The 16,627-nt window shown below is 37.2% G+C and carries 15 protein-coding genes; 7 read left to right on the forward strand and 8 right to left on the reverse strand.

Annotated elements, in window-relative coordinates; all coding sequences use genetic code 11:
- Positions 1 to 141 precede the first annotated feature (141 nt).
- From HXY53_04755 to ispG, 6 genes are all read left to right on the forward strand, one after another.
- Positions 142 to 816 (forward strand): rhomboid family intramembrane serine protease, encoded by a 675-nt coding sequence (locus tag HXY53_04755; GenBank protein ID NWF75870.1) that lies wholly within the window; start codon positions 142 to 144, stop codon positions 814 to 816.
- Positions 807 to 1,685 carry a zinc-ribbon domain-containing protein gene (locus HXY53_04760; GenBank protein NWF75871.1) on the forward strand — a complete coding sequence of 293 codons (879 nt, stop codon included), beginning with the start codon at positions 807 to 809 and terminating at the stop codon, positions 1,683 to 1,685. The genes HXY53_04755 and HXY53_04760 overlap by 10 nt, the downstream gene beginning before the upstream one ends.
- Before the next feature lie 173 nt (positions 1,686 to 1,858).
- Positions 1,859 to 2,149 carry a co-chaperone GroES gene (groES, locus tag HXY53_04765; GenBank protein NWF75872.1) on the forward strand — a complete coding sequence of 97 codons (291 nt, stop codon included), beginning with the start codon at positions 1,859 to 1,861 and terminating at the stop codon, positions 2,147 to 2,149.
- Positions 2,150 to 2,173: 24 nt separating this feature from the next.
- Entirely contained in the window at positions 2,174 to 3,802 is a 1,629-nt protein-coding gene (gene groL, locus HXY53_04770; protein ID NWF75873.1) for a chaperonin GroEL, read from the forward strand.
- A gap of 302 nt (positions 3,803 to 4,104) precedes the next feature.
- Complete coding sequence (gene mltG, locus HXY53_04775) at positions 4,105 to 5,151, forward strand: endolytic transglycosylase MltG (protein NWF75874.1); 1,047 nt, start codon at positions 4,105 to 4,107, stop codon at positions 5,149 to 5,151.
- Complete coding sequence (ispG, locus tag HXY53_04780; GenBank protein ID NWF75875.1) at positions 5,138 to 6,193, forward strand: flavodoxin-dependent (E)-4-hydroxy-3-methylbut-2-enyl-diphosphate synthase; 1,056 nt, start codon at positions 5,138 to 5,140, stop codon at positions 6,191 to 6,193. Before mltG ends, ispG begins: the two co-directional genes overlap by 14 nt.
- 18 nt (positions 6,194 to 6,211) lie before the next feature.
- On the opposite strand, the gene cimA is transcribed toward ispG, so the two are convergent.
- Together cimA and HXY53_04790 are read right to left on the reverse strand one after the other, a co-directional pair.
- Positions 6,212 to 7,780 (reverse strand): citramalate synthase, encoded by a 1,569-nt coding sequence (gene cimA, locus HXY53_04785; protein NWF75876.1) that lies wholly within the window; start codon positions 7,778 to 7,780, stop codon positions 6,212 to 6,214.
- Positions 7,781 to 7,782: 2 nt separating this feature from the next.
- Positions 7,783 to 9,003, reverse strand: coding sequence for an aspartate kinase (locus HXY53_04790; GenBank protein NWF75877.1), 1,221 nt, complete (start codon positions 9,001 to 9,003; stop codon positions 7,783 to 7,785).
- A 206-nt stretch (positions 9,004 to 9,209) separates the two neighbouring features.
- On the opposite strand from HXY53_04790, the gene HXY53_04795 reads away from it, so the two are divergent.
- Positions 9,210 to 11,090, forward strand: coding sequence for a DUF4445 domain-containing protein (locus HXY53_04795; GenBank protein NWF75878.1), 1,881 nt, complete (start codon positions 9,210 to 9,212; stop codon positions 11,088 to 11,090).
- Here the strand turns inward: HXY53_04795 and HXY53_04800 are convergent.
- The 6 genes from HXY53_04800 to HXY53_04825 form a co-directional block, all read right to left on the reverse strand.
- Entirely contained in the window at positions 11,070 to 11,231 is a 162-nt protein-coding gene (locus HXY53_04800) for a hypothetical protein (GenBank protein NWF75879.1), read from the reverse strand. The two genes, HXY53_04795 and HXY53_04800, sit on opposite strands and share 21 nt — an antisense overlap.
- Entirely contained in the window at positions 11,186 to 11,380 is a 195-nt protein-coding gene (locus tag HXY53_04805) for a hypothetical protein (protein ID NWF75880.1), read from the reverse strand. Before HXY53_04805 ends, HXY53_04800 begins: the two co-directional genes overlap by 46 nt.
- A gap of 354 nt (positions 11,381 to 11,734) precedes the next feature.
- On the reverse strand, positions 11,735 to 12,277 hold the full coding sequence (locus HXY53_04810; protein NWF75881.1) for a hypothetical protein: 543 nt from the start codon (positions 12,275 to 12,277) through the stop codon (positions 11,735 to 11,737).
- On the reverse strand, positions 12,225 to 13,223 hold the full coding sequence (locus HXY53_04815) for a site-specific DNA-methyltransferase (protein ID NWF75882.1): 999 nt from the start codon (positions 13,221 to 13,223) through the stop codon (positions 12,225 to 12,227). The genes HXY53_04810 and HXY53_04815 overlap by 53 nt, the downstream gene beginning before the upstream one ends.
- Positions 13,224 to 14,753: 1,530 nt before the next feature.
- Positions 14,754 to 14,954, reverse strand: a complete 201-nt coding sequence (locus HXY53_04820) for a hypothetical protein (protein NWF75883.1) — start codon at positions 14,952 to 14,954, stop codon at positions 14,754 to 14,756.
- 110 nt (positions 14,955 to 15,064) lie between these two features.
- The gene (locus HXY53_04825; GenBank protein ID NWF75884.1) at positions 15,065 to 16,342 is read right to left on the reverse strand and encodes an ATP-binding protein; all 1,278 of its coding nucleotides are present in this window, start codon (positions 16,340 to 16,342) and stop codon (positions 15,065 to 15,067) included.
- Positions 16,343 to 16,627: the final 285 nt, after the last annotated feature.

A 16,627-nucleotide genomic window follows, 5' to 3' on the forward strand; every position in this document is an offset into this window, starting at 1 on the left:
TCTCTAAAATATTCCTATGAAAAAAAGACGTATAATGTATAGCATATCCAATTAATAGAATGCAAGAATAATTACATTGTTTTGACAGAAAAAATATATTTTCTTATAATTTTGTTATATTTTATAAATTAGGAAGAATTTTTGATACCGTATAAAGATGATAACCCGACTTATAGAATTCCTGTTATAACTATAATTATTATTGTATTGAATATTTTAGCCTTTTTTTTGCAGATGGCTTATCCTTCTGGATTTAAAGAAGTAGCATATGCTTATGGAGCAATTCCACATTCTATACTTACGTTCGAATCAACTCAACCAATTCATCCTGCAGCTACAATATTCACCTCAATGTTCATGCATGGAGGTTTATTTCATCTCGGAGGTAATATGCTCTATTTATGGATATTTGGCAATAATATCGAGGACAAGCTAGGCCATATACGTTTTGTAATATTTTATATAGTTTGTGGTATATTTTCGGCATATGCACATGCGATATCAAATGCAAATTCAACAATTCCTATGATTGGTGCAAGTGGTGCGGTATCAGGCATTTTAGGTGCATATTTACTTCTTTTCCCGAGGGCAAATATACATACCTTAATATTTTTAGGATTTTTTATAACTACAGTAAGAATTCCGGCCTTGATAGTTATTGGATTTTGGGCTATTATACAATTTATTAATGGATTGATAAGTACAGGACTGAATGAGGCTGGTGGTGTTGCATGGTTTGCACATATCGGGGGTTTCCTTATGGGTCTTTTAACTGTAAAATTATGGTTACCAAGGAGGGTTAGACAGTGGTTGTAACATGTCCGAGATGCAAGACAAGATTGAAAATTGACGAAAGTAAGATTAAAGCAGAAGGCTCAAGATTTAAATGCCCAAAATGTAGCACCCCTCTTTTCATAAAAAAACCTGCTCCAATAACTGAAAAAGCTCCTGATAATAAGAAAATAATAATAGCACATTCAAATCCTGATATTATCAATGAAATACAATCAATTCTATCCAATAAGGGATATCAGGTAATCACTTCATCTGATGGAATTGATACAATGGTTAAGACACTTAAAGAGTTGCCATTTGCTGTTATAATTGAAGCTGCTCTTCCCAAGATTTATGGTTTTGAAGTTTGTAATAGATTGAAATCAAGGGCTGAAACTAAAAATATTAAGTTCATACTTGTCAGCTCTATCTATGATAAAGTTAGATATAAAAGAGAACCCACTTCTCTTTACGAAGCAGATGATTTTATTGATGAGCATAAATTGTCTGAGGCCCTTCTTGATAAAATTAATGCATTAAGAGAGAAAAAACCTGCTGAGAAAGAGAAACATATTGAAAAACCTGAAGAAAAAGTAATATCTGAAAAAGTTGAGAAAAAACCTGAACCAGCAAGAAGACAACTTGTCGAGGATGTCAAACCTGACATAGACGATAAAGTTGAAAGAGCAAAAAGACTTGCACGGACTATAATATCAGATATCTATTTATACAATACTCCCAGGTTCGATAACTCTATCAAAAATGGGACTTTTTATTCCGAATTTTCAAATGAAATTAAGGATGGAATGAAGCTATATGAAAGTAGAATACCAGAAGAAGTTCGGAAAAAAGGTGATTTTTTTCATGAGGTGATAAGAGAGTTTATTGAAAGCAAAAAAAATTATAACTAAAAAATTAGAAAAATAAAGATATTTGGTTAAAATAAAAGATATTTTCTCTTAATTCTTCTTTTCAGGAAAAATAAACCCTTGCCTTATTATTTAATTTCAGAGTATATTAGCACTCACTAAGTGTGAGTGCTAATAAAATCATTAAATAAATATTATGAAAGGAGAAATGCGTTATGAAGTTTAAACCATTAAGAGATAGGGTATTTGTTAAATTTTCTTCAGAGGAAGAAAAAACAGCAGGTGGTCTTTTTATTCCTGACACAGCAAAAGAAAAGCCTCAAAAGGGAACAGTAATTGCGGTCGGGGCTGGTAGAATCACTGATGACGGAAAGCGTCAACCTATGGATGTGAAAGTTGGGGATACAATCTTATTTGATAAGTATTCAGGTTCAAAAATAAAAATTGATGATGAAGAATACCTTATTATAAGGGAAGAAGACATTTTAGGGATTGTTGAAAGCTAAAATTAAATAGAAGGAGGATTAGAAATGGCAGCTAAACAGCTACTTTTTGATGATGCAGCAAGAAATTCGATATTAAAAGGAGTTACCTTACTTACAGATGCTGTGAAGGCAACTCTTGGACCTAAGGGAAGGAATGCAATACTTGACAAAAAATTCGGTGCCCCTACCATTACAAAAGATGGTGTCACCGTTGCAAAGGAAATTGAACTAAAAGACCCATGGGAAAACATGGGAGCCCAATTGGTCAGGGAGGTTGCCTCAAAAACATCTGATATTGCTGGTGATGGAACAACCACAGCTACTGTTCTTGCACACGCTATCTACAGAGAGGGAATTAAAAATGTTGCCGCTGGTGCGAATCCAATGGATCTGAAAAGAGGGATAGAGAAAGCGGTTGAAATAGTTATTGAGGAGCTTAAGAAACTTAGTAAACCCGTCCAGGATAAAAAAGAGATTGCACAGGTTGGAACGATTTCTGCAAACAATGATACATCTGTTGGTGAATTAATAGCAGAAGCGATGGATAAGGTCGGGAAAGACGGTGTTATCACTGTTGAAGAAGCAAAAAGTATGCAGACAACTCTTGACGTTGTTGAAGGAATGCAATTTGATAGAGGCTATATATCGCCCTATTTTATAACTGATCCAGAACGGATGGAATGTATTTTAGAAGATGCCTTTATTCTAATTCATGAGAAGAAGATTTCGAGCATGAAGGACCTTTTGCCAATACTTGAACAAATTGCAAAGATGGGCAAGCCCCTCCTGATTATAGCAGAGGAAGTTGAGGGTGAAGCTCTTGCAACTCTTGTTGTGAACAAGTTACGGGGAACTATACAGGTAAGTGCTGTTAAAGCTCCGGGTTTTGGTGAAAGAAGAAAAGCGATGCTTGAGGATATAGCAGTTCTTACCGGTGGTACTATGATATCAGAAGACCTCGGAATAAAGCTTGAAAATGTCAAAATATCAGATCTTGGTCGTGCAAAAAAGATAACTATAGACAAGGAAAATACTACAATTGTTGAAGGAGCTGGGGACCCTTCAAAAATACAGGGCAGGGTTAAGCAGATTAAAACACAGATTGACGAGACCACATCAGATTATGATAGGGAAAAATTGCAAGAGAGACTTGCAAAGCTTGTTGGTGGTGTTGCAGTAATCAATGTTGGTGCTGCAACAGAGACAGAAATGAAGGAGAAGAAGGCACGAGTTGAGGATGCATTGAATGCTACCAGGGCTGCAGTAGAAGAAGGAATAGTTCCTGGAGGTGGAGTGGCTTTCCTTAGATGTTTGCCCTCGCTCAAATCGCTGAAGATAGATGGCGATCAGCAGATCGGTGTTGACATAATTAAAAGAGCGCTTGAAGAACCGATTAGACAAATTGCAAACAATGCAGGTATAGAAGGCTCAATAGTTGTCGAAAAAGTAAAGCACGCCAAGGATGTAAACTTCGGCTTTGATGCTAATCAGGAAGAATATGTGGACATGATGAAGACAGGTATAATTGATCCCACAAAAGTAACAAGGACTGCGTTACAGAATGCAGCATCAGTTGCCGCTTTAATGTTAACGACTTCAGTAATGGTTACAGAAATTCCAGAGGAAGAAAAAGCACCTAAGATGCCACCTGGCATGGGTGGAGAGATGTATTAATAAGAGCGCTGTATCTTAGAGCTAAAAGAGCAGAAATTCAGAAGAGGGGTAATTTCGTAGCAGAATTGCCCCTCTTTTTTGAGTAATTAAAACTCATTTATTATGTTAACCCGAAAAATGCAATTTAATAATACAGATGTTGCGAAAAAATTTTTTTACGCAATGTCTGCATTATTCGGGTTAATGCCTTATATAGCTTGTCATTCTGAACCTCCAAAGGGTGTGAAGAATCTTGTTGTTTTTTTTCAGGTCAATCATACCTATATTTGACTCTGCAGAAGTGATTTTGTCATGCTAATACAATGAAAAGAAATATTATATTAATCACAATATGTGTCATAATCCTTCTGGGGATATATATAATTATAGAATTAATAACCCCCCTGCCTCTTGGCAAAAAGAACATAGAGATCGAAATACCTAAAGGCGCAACATTCAGGTATGTAGCAGATTTGTTCGAAAAAGAAAATATACTAAGAGATAAAAATCTTTTTCTTTTCATTGGAAGAGTAACAGGACTGGACAGAAAAATCCGTGCAGGATATTATTCAATTTATAGCTCGATGAACCTTCTTGATCTCCTGTCAGTTTTAAGAAAAGGACAGATTATTGAATATGAAATAACAATAGTCGAGGGTGACTCTCTTATTGAAATAGCTGAAAAATTATCAAAAAAGGGGATTGTCAATGAAAAGGATTTCTGGCAATTATCAAAGGATGAAGATTTTCTTAACTGGCACGAAATAGATGCTCCATCATTTGAAGGGTATCTTTTCCCTGAGACATATAAAATACCAAAGGGTATGGCACCTGAAGATGCGATAGGAATGATGATTAACAGGTTGCGTGATAAATTCGTTGATGAATTTTTAAACAGAGCAGAAGAGATAAATCTTTCAGAGAGGGAAGTTCTGACTCTTGCTTCTATTATCGAGAAAGAAGCTGTTATAGATGTTGAAAGACCTTTAATCTCCGCTGTTTACCATAATAGGATGAAGAAAGGGATGCGTTTACAAGCAGATCCTACAGCCATTTATGGTATTAAAAGCTCAAAAGAAAAGATAACAGCAAGAGATTTGAAGCGAAAAACATCTTATAATACTTATTATATAAAAGGACTGCCTCCTGGTCCTATTGCTTCTCCGGGAATAAAGTCTATTATTGCAGCCCTTTATCCTGCAGATGTTCCATATCTGTATTTTGTTTCGAATAACGACGGGACTCATCATTTCTCAGTCACTGCCGATGAACATAATGCAGCTGTGCAGTTATATAGAGAAAAGAAACAACAGGAGAAACAAATTGATAGAGAGTTTGATGAAGATTTAGAAAATCATGAAACCTCGTAAAAAGACACGTGTAATCTATATAGGGAAAGTGCCTGTAGGTGGTGATAATCCAATTGTTGTTCAGTCTATGACAAAAACAAATACTGCTGATGTCAAATTAACCATAAAACAGATAAAATCACTGGAGAAATCGGGATGCGAAATTGTCAGGCTTGCAGTGCCTGATATGGATGCAGCAAAGGCACTTGGTAGAATAAAAGAACTGATTAAAATTCCGATGATAGCAGACATTCATTTTGACTGGAGGCTTGCAATTGAAGCTATCAAACAGGGAGTTGACGGACTGAGAATAAACCCGGGTAATATCGGCGCATCGTGGAAAGTAAAAGAAGTTGTTAACCTTGCAAAAGATAGAAATATACCAATCCGTATAGGTGTTAATGCTGGCTCACTCGAAAAGGAGTTACTCCGAAAATATGGGCATCCTACACCTGCTGCATTAATTGAGAGTGCTTCAAAACATATTCAGATACTCGAAGATAATGATTTTACATCCATAAAAGTCTCGCTGAAGGCATCTGATGTTTTAAAGACAGTCGAGGCTTACCGTCTTTTTTCAGAAAAGCACGATTACCCACTACATATTGGTATATCAGAAGCAGGGCCATTATTTCAGGGAACAATTAAGAGTTCTATAGGACTCGGACTGTTACTTGCTGAAGGCATTGGTGATACGATTAGGGTATCTCTTACAGCGCCACCTGAAGAAGAAGTTCGTGTTGCCTACGGTATACTCGGAGCACTTGGCCTTAGAAAGAGAGGTTTGGAGATTATATCCTGTCCTACATGCGGTCGTTGTAAAATTGATTTGAAAAGTCTTGCACTGAAAGTAGAATCGAAGCTTAGAAAAATTGATAAGCCTCTAAAAGTAGCCGTTATGGGATGTGTAGTGAATGGACCTGGAGAAGCAAGAGAGGCTGATGTGGGAATTGCTGGCACCAAGGGAAGAGGGATCGTTTTTAAAAAAGGGAAAATTGTAAAACAGGTGAAAGAAGAAGACCTCCTCGATGCCCTTTTACAGGAGTTGAAGGATTATACTTAATAAAACCTATAAAGAGCATTAATTTTTTTCTTTTAAAAGTTTATATTCAATACTATCAACCAATGCCTGATATGAAGCCTCAATTATATTCTCCGAAACACCCACAGTATTCCATCTTTCATTCCCATCACCTGATTCTATAAGAACCCTTACTTTTGCTGTTGTCCCTTTACCCGCTGTTAGCACACGGACTTTGTAATCATGTAGTTTAACATTCTTAAGTTCAGGATAGAATTTATCGAGTGCTTTTCTCAGTGCATTATCGATTGCATTTACAGGGCCATTGCCGATTGCAGCAGTATGCTCAGTATGTCCTCCAACTTTAAGCATAATAGTTGCTTCACTAATAGGTTCCTCTCCCTCTTTTCTTTTTTCAACAATAACCCTGAAGCCAGTTAGAGTAAAAAATTTTTTATGAAGTCCGAGTGATTTTTTCATTAAAAGTTCAAAAGATGCCTCTGCAGCTTCGAATTGAAATCCTTCATTTTCAAGTTCCTTCAGAGTTGTAACAATATTCTGTATCTGCGGTGAATCAGGTTCGAGATGAATGCCGAATTCCTCTGCTTTCCTTAAGATATTGCTTTTGCCTGCGAGGTCTGATATTAACACTCTCTGGGAATTGCCGACAAGAGATGGTCTTATATGTTCATAAGTCTCGGGTCTTTTCCTTATCGCGCTCACATGTATCCCTGCCTTGTGTGCAAAAGCACTATCACCTACAAAAGGTTGTCTCTTAAAATGCCGTATATTAGCAATTTCATTTATAAATCTTGATACATCACGCAATTTTTTTAAGTTTTCGGGTTTGATGCAATCTATCCCAAGCTTTATCTGAAGATTAGGAATAACTGAACAAAGATTGGCATTCCCGCATCTTTCACCAAGTCCATTGATTGTGCCCTGCACATGAACAGCTCCTTTTTCAACTGCAATGACAGAATTTGCAACTGCACATTCAGAGTCGTTGTGAGCATGGATACCTAAAGGTTTATGTATATCTTTTTTAAGCTTATCAAAAATATTTTGAATGTCATCAGGAAGTGTTCCACCATTTGTGTCACATAGCACAATACAATCTGCACCTGCCTCCTGTGCTGCTATAAGACACTTCAAGGCAAACTGTGGATTATTCTTATAGCCATCGAAGAAATGCTCGGCATCGAAAAAAACAGTCTGAACATTCCTCTTTAGGTATGCAATTGAATTATGAATAAGATCAAGATTTTCTTCTAAAGAAATTTTCAGTGCCTCGGTTACATGGAAATCCCATGTCTTTCCGAAGATTGTAATAATCTGAGCTTTTGCATCAAGTAGAGCCCGAATATTGGAATCTTCTTCGACTTTATGATGTGGTCTGTGCGTGCTTCCAAATGCAACAATCTTCGAATTTTCGAGGTTTATTTTTTTTGCCTTTTTGAAATATTCCAGATCTTTTGGATTTGAACCTGGCCATCCACCTTCGATGTAATGAAGGCCGAGTTCATCGAGTTTTTCAGTAATACGCAGTTTATCTTCTACAGAAAAAGAGATTCCCTCAGTCTGCGAGCCATCTCTTAATGTAGTATCATAAATTTCGATCTTGGGCATAATTATTTTTCCATGCCTAATTCAAAAGCATCATGAAGAACTCTAACAGCAAGCTCTGTATACTTCAAATCAATAACACATGAAACTTTGATTTCAGAAGTGCTTATCATCATTATATTGATGTTATGCGCTGCAAGGGTTTCAAACATTTTTGCTGCAACACCGGAATGTGTTCTCATCCCAACGCCGATTATAGAAACCTTGGAAATATCTTCTTTTAGGTCAACACCTTTTGACCCGATTTCATTAATAATCTCACGAGTAATCTGTAAAGCCTTTTGAGAATCTGCTTTTGGCACTGTGAAAGATATATCGGTTGTTTTACCATCACTACTGACATTTTGTACAATCATGTCAACTATTATATTTGCATCTGCGATAGTATGAAATAGTTTTGCTGCAATACCTGGCCTATCATGAACAGCGATTGCTGTGATCTTTGCCTGATTTTTATCATAGGCTATCCCTGAAACCACAACATTTTCCATATCCTTATCCTCCTTGACAACGAGTGTGCCAGGATTTTCATTGAAACTTGACCTGACAACAACTGGCACATCATATTTCATAGCAAATTCAACAGATCTCGTCTGAAGCACCTTTGCACCGAGACTCGCAAATTCAAGCATCTCCTCGTAGGAGATTTTATCAAGTTTTTTTGCCTCGGGGACTATGTTGGGATCTGTTGTGTAGACACCATCAACATCTGTAAAAATTTCGCATAAGTCTGCTTTAAGCGCTGCAGCAACTGCAACCGCTGTAAGATCTGAGCCTCCTCGTCCGAGAGTAGTTACATCAGATTCCTCTGTAACTCCCTGGAAACCTGCGATAACTGGTATTATTCCGTTCTCAAGAGCCTGTTTTACTCGTTTACCAGTTATTCTTTCTATCTTGGCCTTTGTATGTGCTTCATCTGTAATTATGCCAACTTGTCTGCCAGTAAAAGACATCGCTTTTTCCCCGAGATTTGTAATAGCAATTGCTGTAAGGGCAGAACTTATACGTTCACCTGACGACAGTAATAGATCCATTTCTCTGCCGTCAGGGTTAGCTGATAACTGTGAAGCGAAGTTGATAAGCTTATCAGTCTCTCCTGACATTGCTGATACAATAACAACTATTTTATTGTTTTGCCTTTTTCTTGCAACAACACGTTCTGCAACAGCTTTTATTCTTTCAATGTTGCCGACTGATGTGCCACCATATTTCTGAACAATCAACATATCTTTTTATCTTTCTTAATTTTCTCGGGTTTGTATTATTTAGTAAATTATAGCAAAATTATTTATTTTCCAGATAGTCTTATTGAATGTTTGTAAGCATCACTTTTCCTGATGAAGCAATTTCCCCAGGCCACTATAAATCCTGGAATTGGTTAGGTATTATTAGGTATGCATTAAGCTGTTATGATAGAATAATGAAATCGAAAATGAATATAGAATTATCAACAGGTCAAACAATAGAAGTAATAAGTGGAGAGAGTATTTTTAATGCACTGAAAAGAAATGGAATCCATCTTGTAGCCTCATGCGGAGGGAAGGGCGTTTGCAGTAAATGCCGTGTCAAGGTTGTTGAAGGACAATATAGGGCTTCATCAAAAGGAAAATTAGGAGAGGTTGATATCGAATCAGGTATTGTTCTTGCGTGTCAGACATATCCTGAGGAGAATCTTTCAATTGAAATTCTAAAGGAATCATTACTTGTAGTTGGTGACAGGATAGCACTCTCAAAATCAGGTGATCTTCTCCAACTATTAAAGTCCTTTTTCGTAAAAATTTCACCAATTGTTAGGTGGATTGAGTTAGAACTTCCGCATCCTACAATTAATGACAACATAAGTGATCTTGAAAGACTGAAGCGGGCATTATCGCAAAAGGGGCTGACAGGCATGAGATTTTCCCATCACATTGTCTCACAACTTGCAAAGATATTGAGAGCAGCAAGCTGGAAGATTATAGTTGGATATACTGTTGCCAACGATATCATTTATATATTGCCAGCACAGGGACATAAAAATAGGTACGGACTTGCTATTGATATCGGAACTACTACTCTGGTTGTATATCTTGTGAATCTTGAAACAGGACAACTTATAGATGTGGGTTCGACATATAATTCACAGATAAGGTATGGAGACGATGTTATTACACGTATAATATATGCCATTGAACAAAAAGGGCTTGAAGAATTAAGAGAGACTGTTGTTTCGGATATCAATGATATTATAAATTTGTTAACTGAAAAACATCGTATAGAACCCGCTGATATCGAATCAGCAGTTATAGCAGGTAATACAACGATGTCTCACATTTTCTGGGGACTTGATCCTTTATCCATAAGAGAGGAACCTTACATCCCTACCGTAAATTTCTTCCCCAGATGGAGAGGTGAGTTCTCCATGCTTAATATTAATCCTATGGCTCCTGTACTTACGCTGCCATGTATTGCAAGTTATGTTGGAGGAGACATTGTCTCAGGCGTTCTTGCATCCAGAATGCATCGGAATAGTGAAATATCGCTCTTTATGGATATCGGCACTAATGGAGAAATTGCTATCGGGAATAATGAATGGCTGGTGACAGCAGCATGTTCAGCAGGGCCATGTTTTGAAGGAAGTGGTATAAGACATGGCATGAGGGCAACAGCCGGAGCGATAGAGTCACTAACAATTAACCCAGAGACATTCGAGCCAATTGTTAGTGTCAACGGACATGGAGAACCTCTGGGTATATGTGGTTCAGGAATGATCGACGCTGTCTCAGAGATGTTCCTGAAAGGGATTATCAATCAAAAAGGGAAGTTTGTCGCTGATCTAAAGAAAGACAGGATAAGAAAAGGCTCTGATGGTATTGAATTTGTAATATACACCAAAGATGGAAAAGATATTGTTCTCACAGAGGTGGATATTGAAAATATCCTCAGAGCAAAGGCTGCCATGTATGCAGGAGTTTCCCTGCTTCTGAATGAGGTCGGACTTAAGATTGATGCAATCAAGAAGATATATATAGCAGGAGGTTTTGGTAATTATCTTGATATTAATAAAGCTATCATCATGGGAATGTTACCTGATCTCCCCATGGAAAGATTCTCGTTTATCGGAAATGCCTGTATCACAGGCGCCTATCTATGCCTGCTTTCCGATGAACTGAGAAAAGAGGCTGGCATAATAGCATCAAAGATGACTTACATAGAGCTATCAGTTTCGAGGAGATTTATGGATGAATATCTTTCAGCATTATTCCTGCCCCACACCGATATATCTCTGTTTCCTACAGTAAGGCAATTGATATTAAAAAATGAAAGAAGTTGAAAAAAATTCATTTTGCCGATATTCATATAGTCCCCCGGTGGTCGAAGACCGGGAATGAGTTCGCTGAGAGTTTATCTGAACTCTTATCCCCTCAATCAAAGGTGGATCTTCATTAAATAACCTTTTATAATCGTCAACGATATTTTTCTTCCTTTAAAAGCAATCAATAGCTGGGCTGCCTGGTCATTTTTCTTTTTCAACCTCACATCCCTTGTTTTTATTATCAGATGCTTGCCTCCAGTTGCAAAGGAGGGCTTACCCTTGAACCAATCTCCAACTGTTGCCTCCATTATTTCAGTTCGTTTGAGTTCTATTTTTTCGGTTCAATTATGAAACTTCCATCTCTACTGCAATATTGTTTGTGTATTTTGCTCTTGAGATAGTGATTTGTTTGGGGTCATACCTTGACATAGGACAATTGTTTCTTTATTTTCTCTACCTCTCTTCTTAATCTTGTGTCTTCTTTCAATCTTCTTTTAAACCGCTCATATATCTTTACTACTGCAGAATAACTTAAATTAGTGAAATATTGTCCAATCTGTATCTTTGAGTAAAAGGAATTACGTAAGGTCACTTTGTCTTTTGTCAAGGTGCGACCCTAGGAACCCCTCCAGTGGCTGTAAGCCATCCGCTGGATTTTTTTGTTAGCTCTTTTTTATTGGTAACCCCAACCAAGACAAAGGAAGTTCGTTGAATTTGTAATGACAATTGACGCTATGAATATAATTCAACACATCCTTGTATTCAGGCTTTTTAAACCAGTCGCTCAACACATAGACATACTCAACTTTGATGCCGAGAGGCGCTACCAATTTTAAATATTGTTTACGTTTAAAATCACAAGTTTGTAACTTTTCGTCAACTGAACCCGCAACCTGCTGATATTTTACCTCGATAATAAACAATGTTTCTCGCACAATCACGAGAAGGGCATCATCAGGCAATAATTTCTTTGAGATTACGTGTTTCCACTCAACGCCTTCTTCGTCCAAGAACCTGTAAAAATCGTGTTTTCTAAAGCAGCGAGCAACAAGCTTGTTTTCAAAAAATACTCCTAATCCAGCTTTATGAGGAACTTTTTTTAATCCATATCCGGGAATTGCTGTAATAATCTCACGAAAGTCAACTTTCTTCTCAAAGTTTAAACCTGTTATTGTAGTGCCCCCGCCAGAGCCGCCGGTCTTCATTTTTGTTTTCTCCTTGCAAGCATAGTGTCGCCTGTTTTTCTTTAATAGTTTGTTCAAGGCGTTTTTTTGAAAGCTCTAAATATTCATCTTCCAAATCAATCCCAACATATTTTCTATTCAGTAAAAGTGCTGATACTCCTGTTGTAGAACTCCCACAAAAGGGATCTAAAACCAAATCGCCTTCTCTTGTTGAGGCAAGTAATATTCTTGTTAAAAGTTCCACTGGTTTTTGTGTAGGATGTTTACCAAACTTCTTTTCTTCTGCAGGCGGTGCTGAGATTTCCCATACATTTCTCATTTGCTTGCCTTGATTCATCTTTTTCATCAATTGATAATCAAAGTAATGTTTGCTTTTTTCATTCTTTGCTGCCCATAAAATAATTTCTGTTGAATGCGTGAAATATCGGCAAGAGAGGTTAGGGGGGGCGTTGCGTTTATACCAGATGATGTCATTCAAAATCTTGTATCCAAGCTCTTGCATGGCATAGCCGACAGAATATATGATGTGTGTAGTCCCTGAAACCCAGATAGTCCCGTTAGGTTTTAAAACACGCTGACAAGCCTTGAGCCATTCAAGAGTGAATTTATGGTTTTCCTCAACGCCTTTTGATTTATCCCACCTGCCCTTGTTTACAGAAACCATTTTACCCGCATGACAGGTAATGCCACCATTTGAAAGAAAATAAGGGGGATCGGCAAATATCATATCAACGCTATTCTCTCTTGCTTGATTTAATATTGCAATACAGTCTCCTTTGAGAAGCCTGACTGAATGTTTGGGATTATCATAATAAATTGTGAAAGGTCTTTTGCCGTTATTTCCGTAAGATGCTGTTTCTTCCGAGATGTAAAATTCAACAGAAGATTGAGGAGTTGCATAAGTCTTTGTCTTTTTATGTGTTGCTGTTGTTTTAACAGTTTTTTTATTTTTTATTGTTTTTAGCATTAATTAATTTTAAAAGGGCAGCGGCCTGAATTTCAATCTTTATATTATGGATAACGACTGAAGTCAGTGGGGGCTGTAAGCCATCCGCTGGATTTTTTTTGTTGGGCGTTCTTAGAAGGTATATATTATTTTCTTGTCCAGTATTTACAATCATCTGGCTATAATTTTCTATCGGCGGGAGACAAGTTAAAATAATTTATCCAGACCCCTTTAGTTTGATCAAATATTTTACATGAAATTTTTGATTCGCTCAGCAGTTCTTTTGATTGAGAGAAAGTATAATCCCAATCTTTCACCTTCTTGAAACTTTTGAACGTCTTGCACCAAGTATATTTCGTGGGACCAAATCCAAAATTTTTATCTCTTTTCCTTACGTAATACTCATGTCCGCAAAAGGAAATTCACCCAATTATAACAGAGATTATAATTCCCCAAGTACCCATGGCATAGCTGCCTAGTATCAATAATATTATGCCAATTATCAATATAAGGACCGCAAGACAACCTGTTTTTGCTAATAACTTTCTTTTAGTTTCATATGATGGAGCATTAAGTAATTTATCCTTACACTGGATACAAGTAGGTTTAATTTGAAACGTGAGGGGATGTTTAAAATCTTCGGTGGCCGTCTCTTTATGACAATAGTAGCAAGTGTCTCTCATATTCACTCCCCTGTGGAGTATAAAAAGCTATTTAGTGATTTGTTGAGTTCAAATTGAAATAACATTAATAACGGAACTTACCACAAGAAACAACAAGCCCAGATAAAACTTTATCGGATTGAAGGAAGGAGGGGAGTAGTAATTTGGGAATTGGAGTAAAGCCCACCTTAACTTCTTCAAAAAGCCTTGCCCGATAGAAGGTATGTGGAAGGAAATTGAACCCGCCAGTAAAATTGTACCCAGGATGTTGAAGAGAAACACAAAGAATTGACTGGCTGTAAGCGGTTTTAATTGGTAAATCAAAACACTGCCTACAATCGCGACAATACTGACCAAAATCTCGATCTTTGGTATTCTCATTGATGGCCTTTGACTTTGAGGCTTGAAGCCCAACATTTACTTTTATACTTATTCTATTTACATATTTGCAAGCATTATATAAGGATAAGTTATAGGAGTCAAGCGGACGAATTGTATAAAATGCTTAAAATATTATTGATATATAGAAATCAATACTGTAGAATAGCAAACAATTTATCATTATATATAATTATATAAAACATATGCTTCATAATTAGAGAGGTATCTTCTGCAGAAAGGTGATGTTTAAGCTCTCATTGTATGAAAAGGTGACGGGCTATTCTGAAATTATCATAGATTGAAAATGGGCATGGAGAGTATTTCTTTTATGCTGTGGTTGACATAATTATGAGCATATGCCTAAGGTGGAATGGGGTCAGACTTGTTTATTGCAAATTGTCTTTTCATTTAGCATATTTAAAACATCTTCCATATCCGCTTTAAAGGTTTCTCCTTCTTTCAAATATCTGGTGATAACCGAGGGGTCTTTTTGAAGAAAGAATGCTATTTATTTACACTTATACCCAAATTCCCTTGCTGTAATAAATGCCCAACAGTCCTGTATCTCCTGTTGTAATACATTGTGTAACTCTGGTTTATACCCTGAAGAATTTTTAGAGGCTGATATATTTCTGAAAATCATCATCCCCTTTGAATACCCTCTGGCGTTGATTCCTACGGGTGATGACATGATAAAACGCTCCTTCATATTCTATCCTCGGCTTCCTTGCCATGCATCAAGATAGCATATTATCTGTTATCATCTATCAATTTGCAATAAACAAGTCTGACCCCGTTCTTTTGCCGTTCCTTTGATTTTCAACCAGAGATTGTTGCGCTTATCAACCACTTCCATAATGGCAGATAATAAATCGTCCGGTTATTGAAGTCTTCCTTAGCCTCGTAATCCCATGTAAGAACCATCAGGTTTTTGCATTTAACCTCATTTGCGGCTTTAAGGAGTGCATTTGTCTCTCTTTTTTTCGTCATATAGTGATTGATCTCGTAACATACCTGAATCAACTGGCTTACCTTCAGCCCTTCCTTGATGGCAAAATCCACTTCTTTACCATCTTTAGTCTTATAGCAATAAAACTCTTTACCACGCCGGAGAAGTTCTACTGCTGCAAGATTTTCAATCAGTCTTCCCGTGTCAGGAGCTGTCTTGAACTTTACAGCAGTGATAACACCTGTGTCATAAGCATATACCTTCTTGGGGCTTCTCAGTTGCTCCTTGACCTTGTGATAAAATCTCCCGGCATTAAATATCAGAAACGCCTCATTAAGATAGTTGGTATAATTTTCGACAGTATGCACGCTTTTGAACTCAAGGGCTTTTTTCAGGCTCGTATATGAGAACTCATTTGAATGGTTTGTAATCAAATATAGTCCGAGATCATAGAGTTTTTTCGCATAGCGTACGTTGTATCTCTTCACGATATCTTTGAACAGAATACTTTCAAACAGGGTTTTGATATAGCTCGTATGTTCTATGTTTTTGACGAGAACTTCAGGGTATCCCCCTTTGTTCAGATATTCACCCAAGAGATTGAGGATCATCCCCTGACGCTCTTTCATAGCAAGGGTATCATCTAATACAAAGTTCCTTGTTCTCAAGAATTCAATAAAAGAAAATGGGAATATCTGTAACTGTATGTAGCGGCCTGTCAAGTGGGTGGCAAGTTCACCGCTTAACAGGCGTGAGTTAGAGCCGGTGATAATAAGATTGAAGCCTTTGCGGTGCAGCCTGTTTAGGAAAAGCTCCCATTTGTTAAGATTTTGTATCTCGTCAAAAAGGATGCATTTTGTTTCTCCGTAGACCTGTCTGATAGCCTTCAGAAAGTCATCATAATCTGATATGCCGATGAGCCTTTCATCATCAAAGTTCAGATATGCAAAGTCCTGCCCCTCAAGCATCTGAATTGCGAAAACTGACTTGCCGGCCCTACGCGGCCCCACAATGACCTTTATAAGGTTGTTTCCTATGCTCTGACGGGCTTTCCGGAGACCTTCTCTATGAATATATTGAGCCTTAAGGAATTCGTCCCGCTCTATCTTGTGCCCTAATACAATATTTTTCATATTTATAATTTCAATTGCACAAAATTATATTATTTTGTGCAGTACAGTTAATTATATGCACATTTTGAGAGATTTTACAAGGCAATTCACAAATAAGTAATCTTCAGTGACGGGTGGATATCCCCCCTTTGGAAAGGGGTCACATTTGGGGTCATCGCATTTGGCATTTATTTGGGGTCGGCATTTATTTGGGGTCAGGTCTTGAAATATTATTTATGGAGTTATTTTTTGTATGTTATTTCCTTAATCACTTTACTGACTGTAGTATAGTGAATGCCGAGGTAATCTGCAATCTCTTTC

The sequence above is a fragment of the Nitrospirota bacterium genome (genome assembly GCA_013388455.1).
Taxonomy (GTDB): domain Bacteria; phylum Nitrospirota; class Thermodesulfovibrionia; order Thermodesulfovibrionales; family SM23-35; genus JACAFF01.

Excerpts from the sequence above, each read along its gene's own strand:
- groES (NWF75872.1), top strand. The coding sequence starts at position 1,859 with ATGAAGTTTAAACCATTAAGAGATAGGGTATTTGTTAAATTTTCTTCA.
- groL (NWF75873.1), top strand. The coding sequence starts at position 2,174 with ATGGCAGCTAAACAGCTACTTTTTGATGATGCAGCAAGAAATTCGATA.
- mltG (NWF75874.1), top strand. The coding sequence starts at position 4,105 with ATGAAAAGAAATATTATATTAATCACAATATGTGTCATAATCCTTCTG.
- ispG (NWF75875.1), top strand. The coding sequence starts at position 5,138 with ATGAAACCTCGTAAAAAGACACGTGTAATCTATATAGGGAAAGTGCCT.
- cimA (NWF75876.1), bottom strand. The coding sequence starts at position 7,780 with ATGCCCAAGATCGAAATTTATGATACTACATTAAGAGATGGCTCGCAG.
- HXY53_04790 (NWF75877.1), bottom strand. The coding sequence starts at position 9,003 with ATGTTGATTGTTCAGAAATATGGTGGCACATCAGTCGGCAACATTGAA.
- HXY53_04795 (NWF75878.1), top strand. The coding sequence starts at position 9,210 with ATGAATATAGAATTATCAACAGGTCAAACAATAGAAGTAATAAGTGGA.
- HXY53_04805 (NWF75880.1), bottom strand. The coding sequence starts at position 11,380 with ATGGAGGCAACAGTTGGAGATTGGTTCAAGGGTAAGCCCTCCTTTGCA.
- HXY53_04810 (NWF75881.1), bottom strand. The coding sequence starts at position 12,277 with ATGAAGACCGGCGGCTCTGGCGGGGGCACTACAATAACAGGTTTAAAC.
- HXY53_04815 (NWF75882.1), bottom strand. The coding sequence starts at position 13,223 with ATGCTAAAAACAATAAAAAATAAAAAAACTGTTAAAACAACAGCAACA.
- HXY53_04820 (NWF75883.1), bottom strand. The coding sequence starts at position 14,954 with ATGAAGGAGCGTTTTATCATGTCATCACCCGTAGGAATCAACGCCAGA.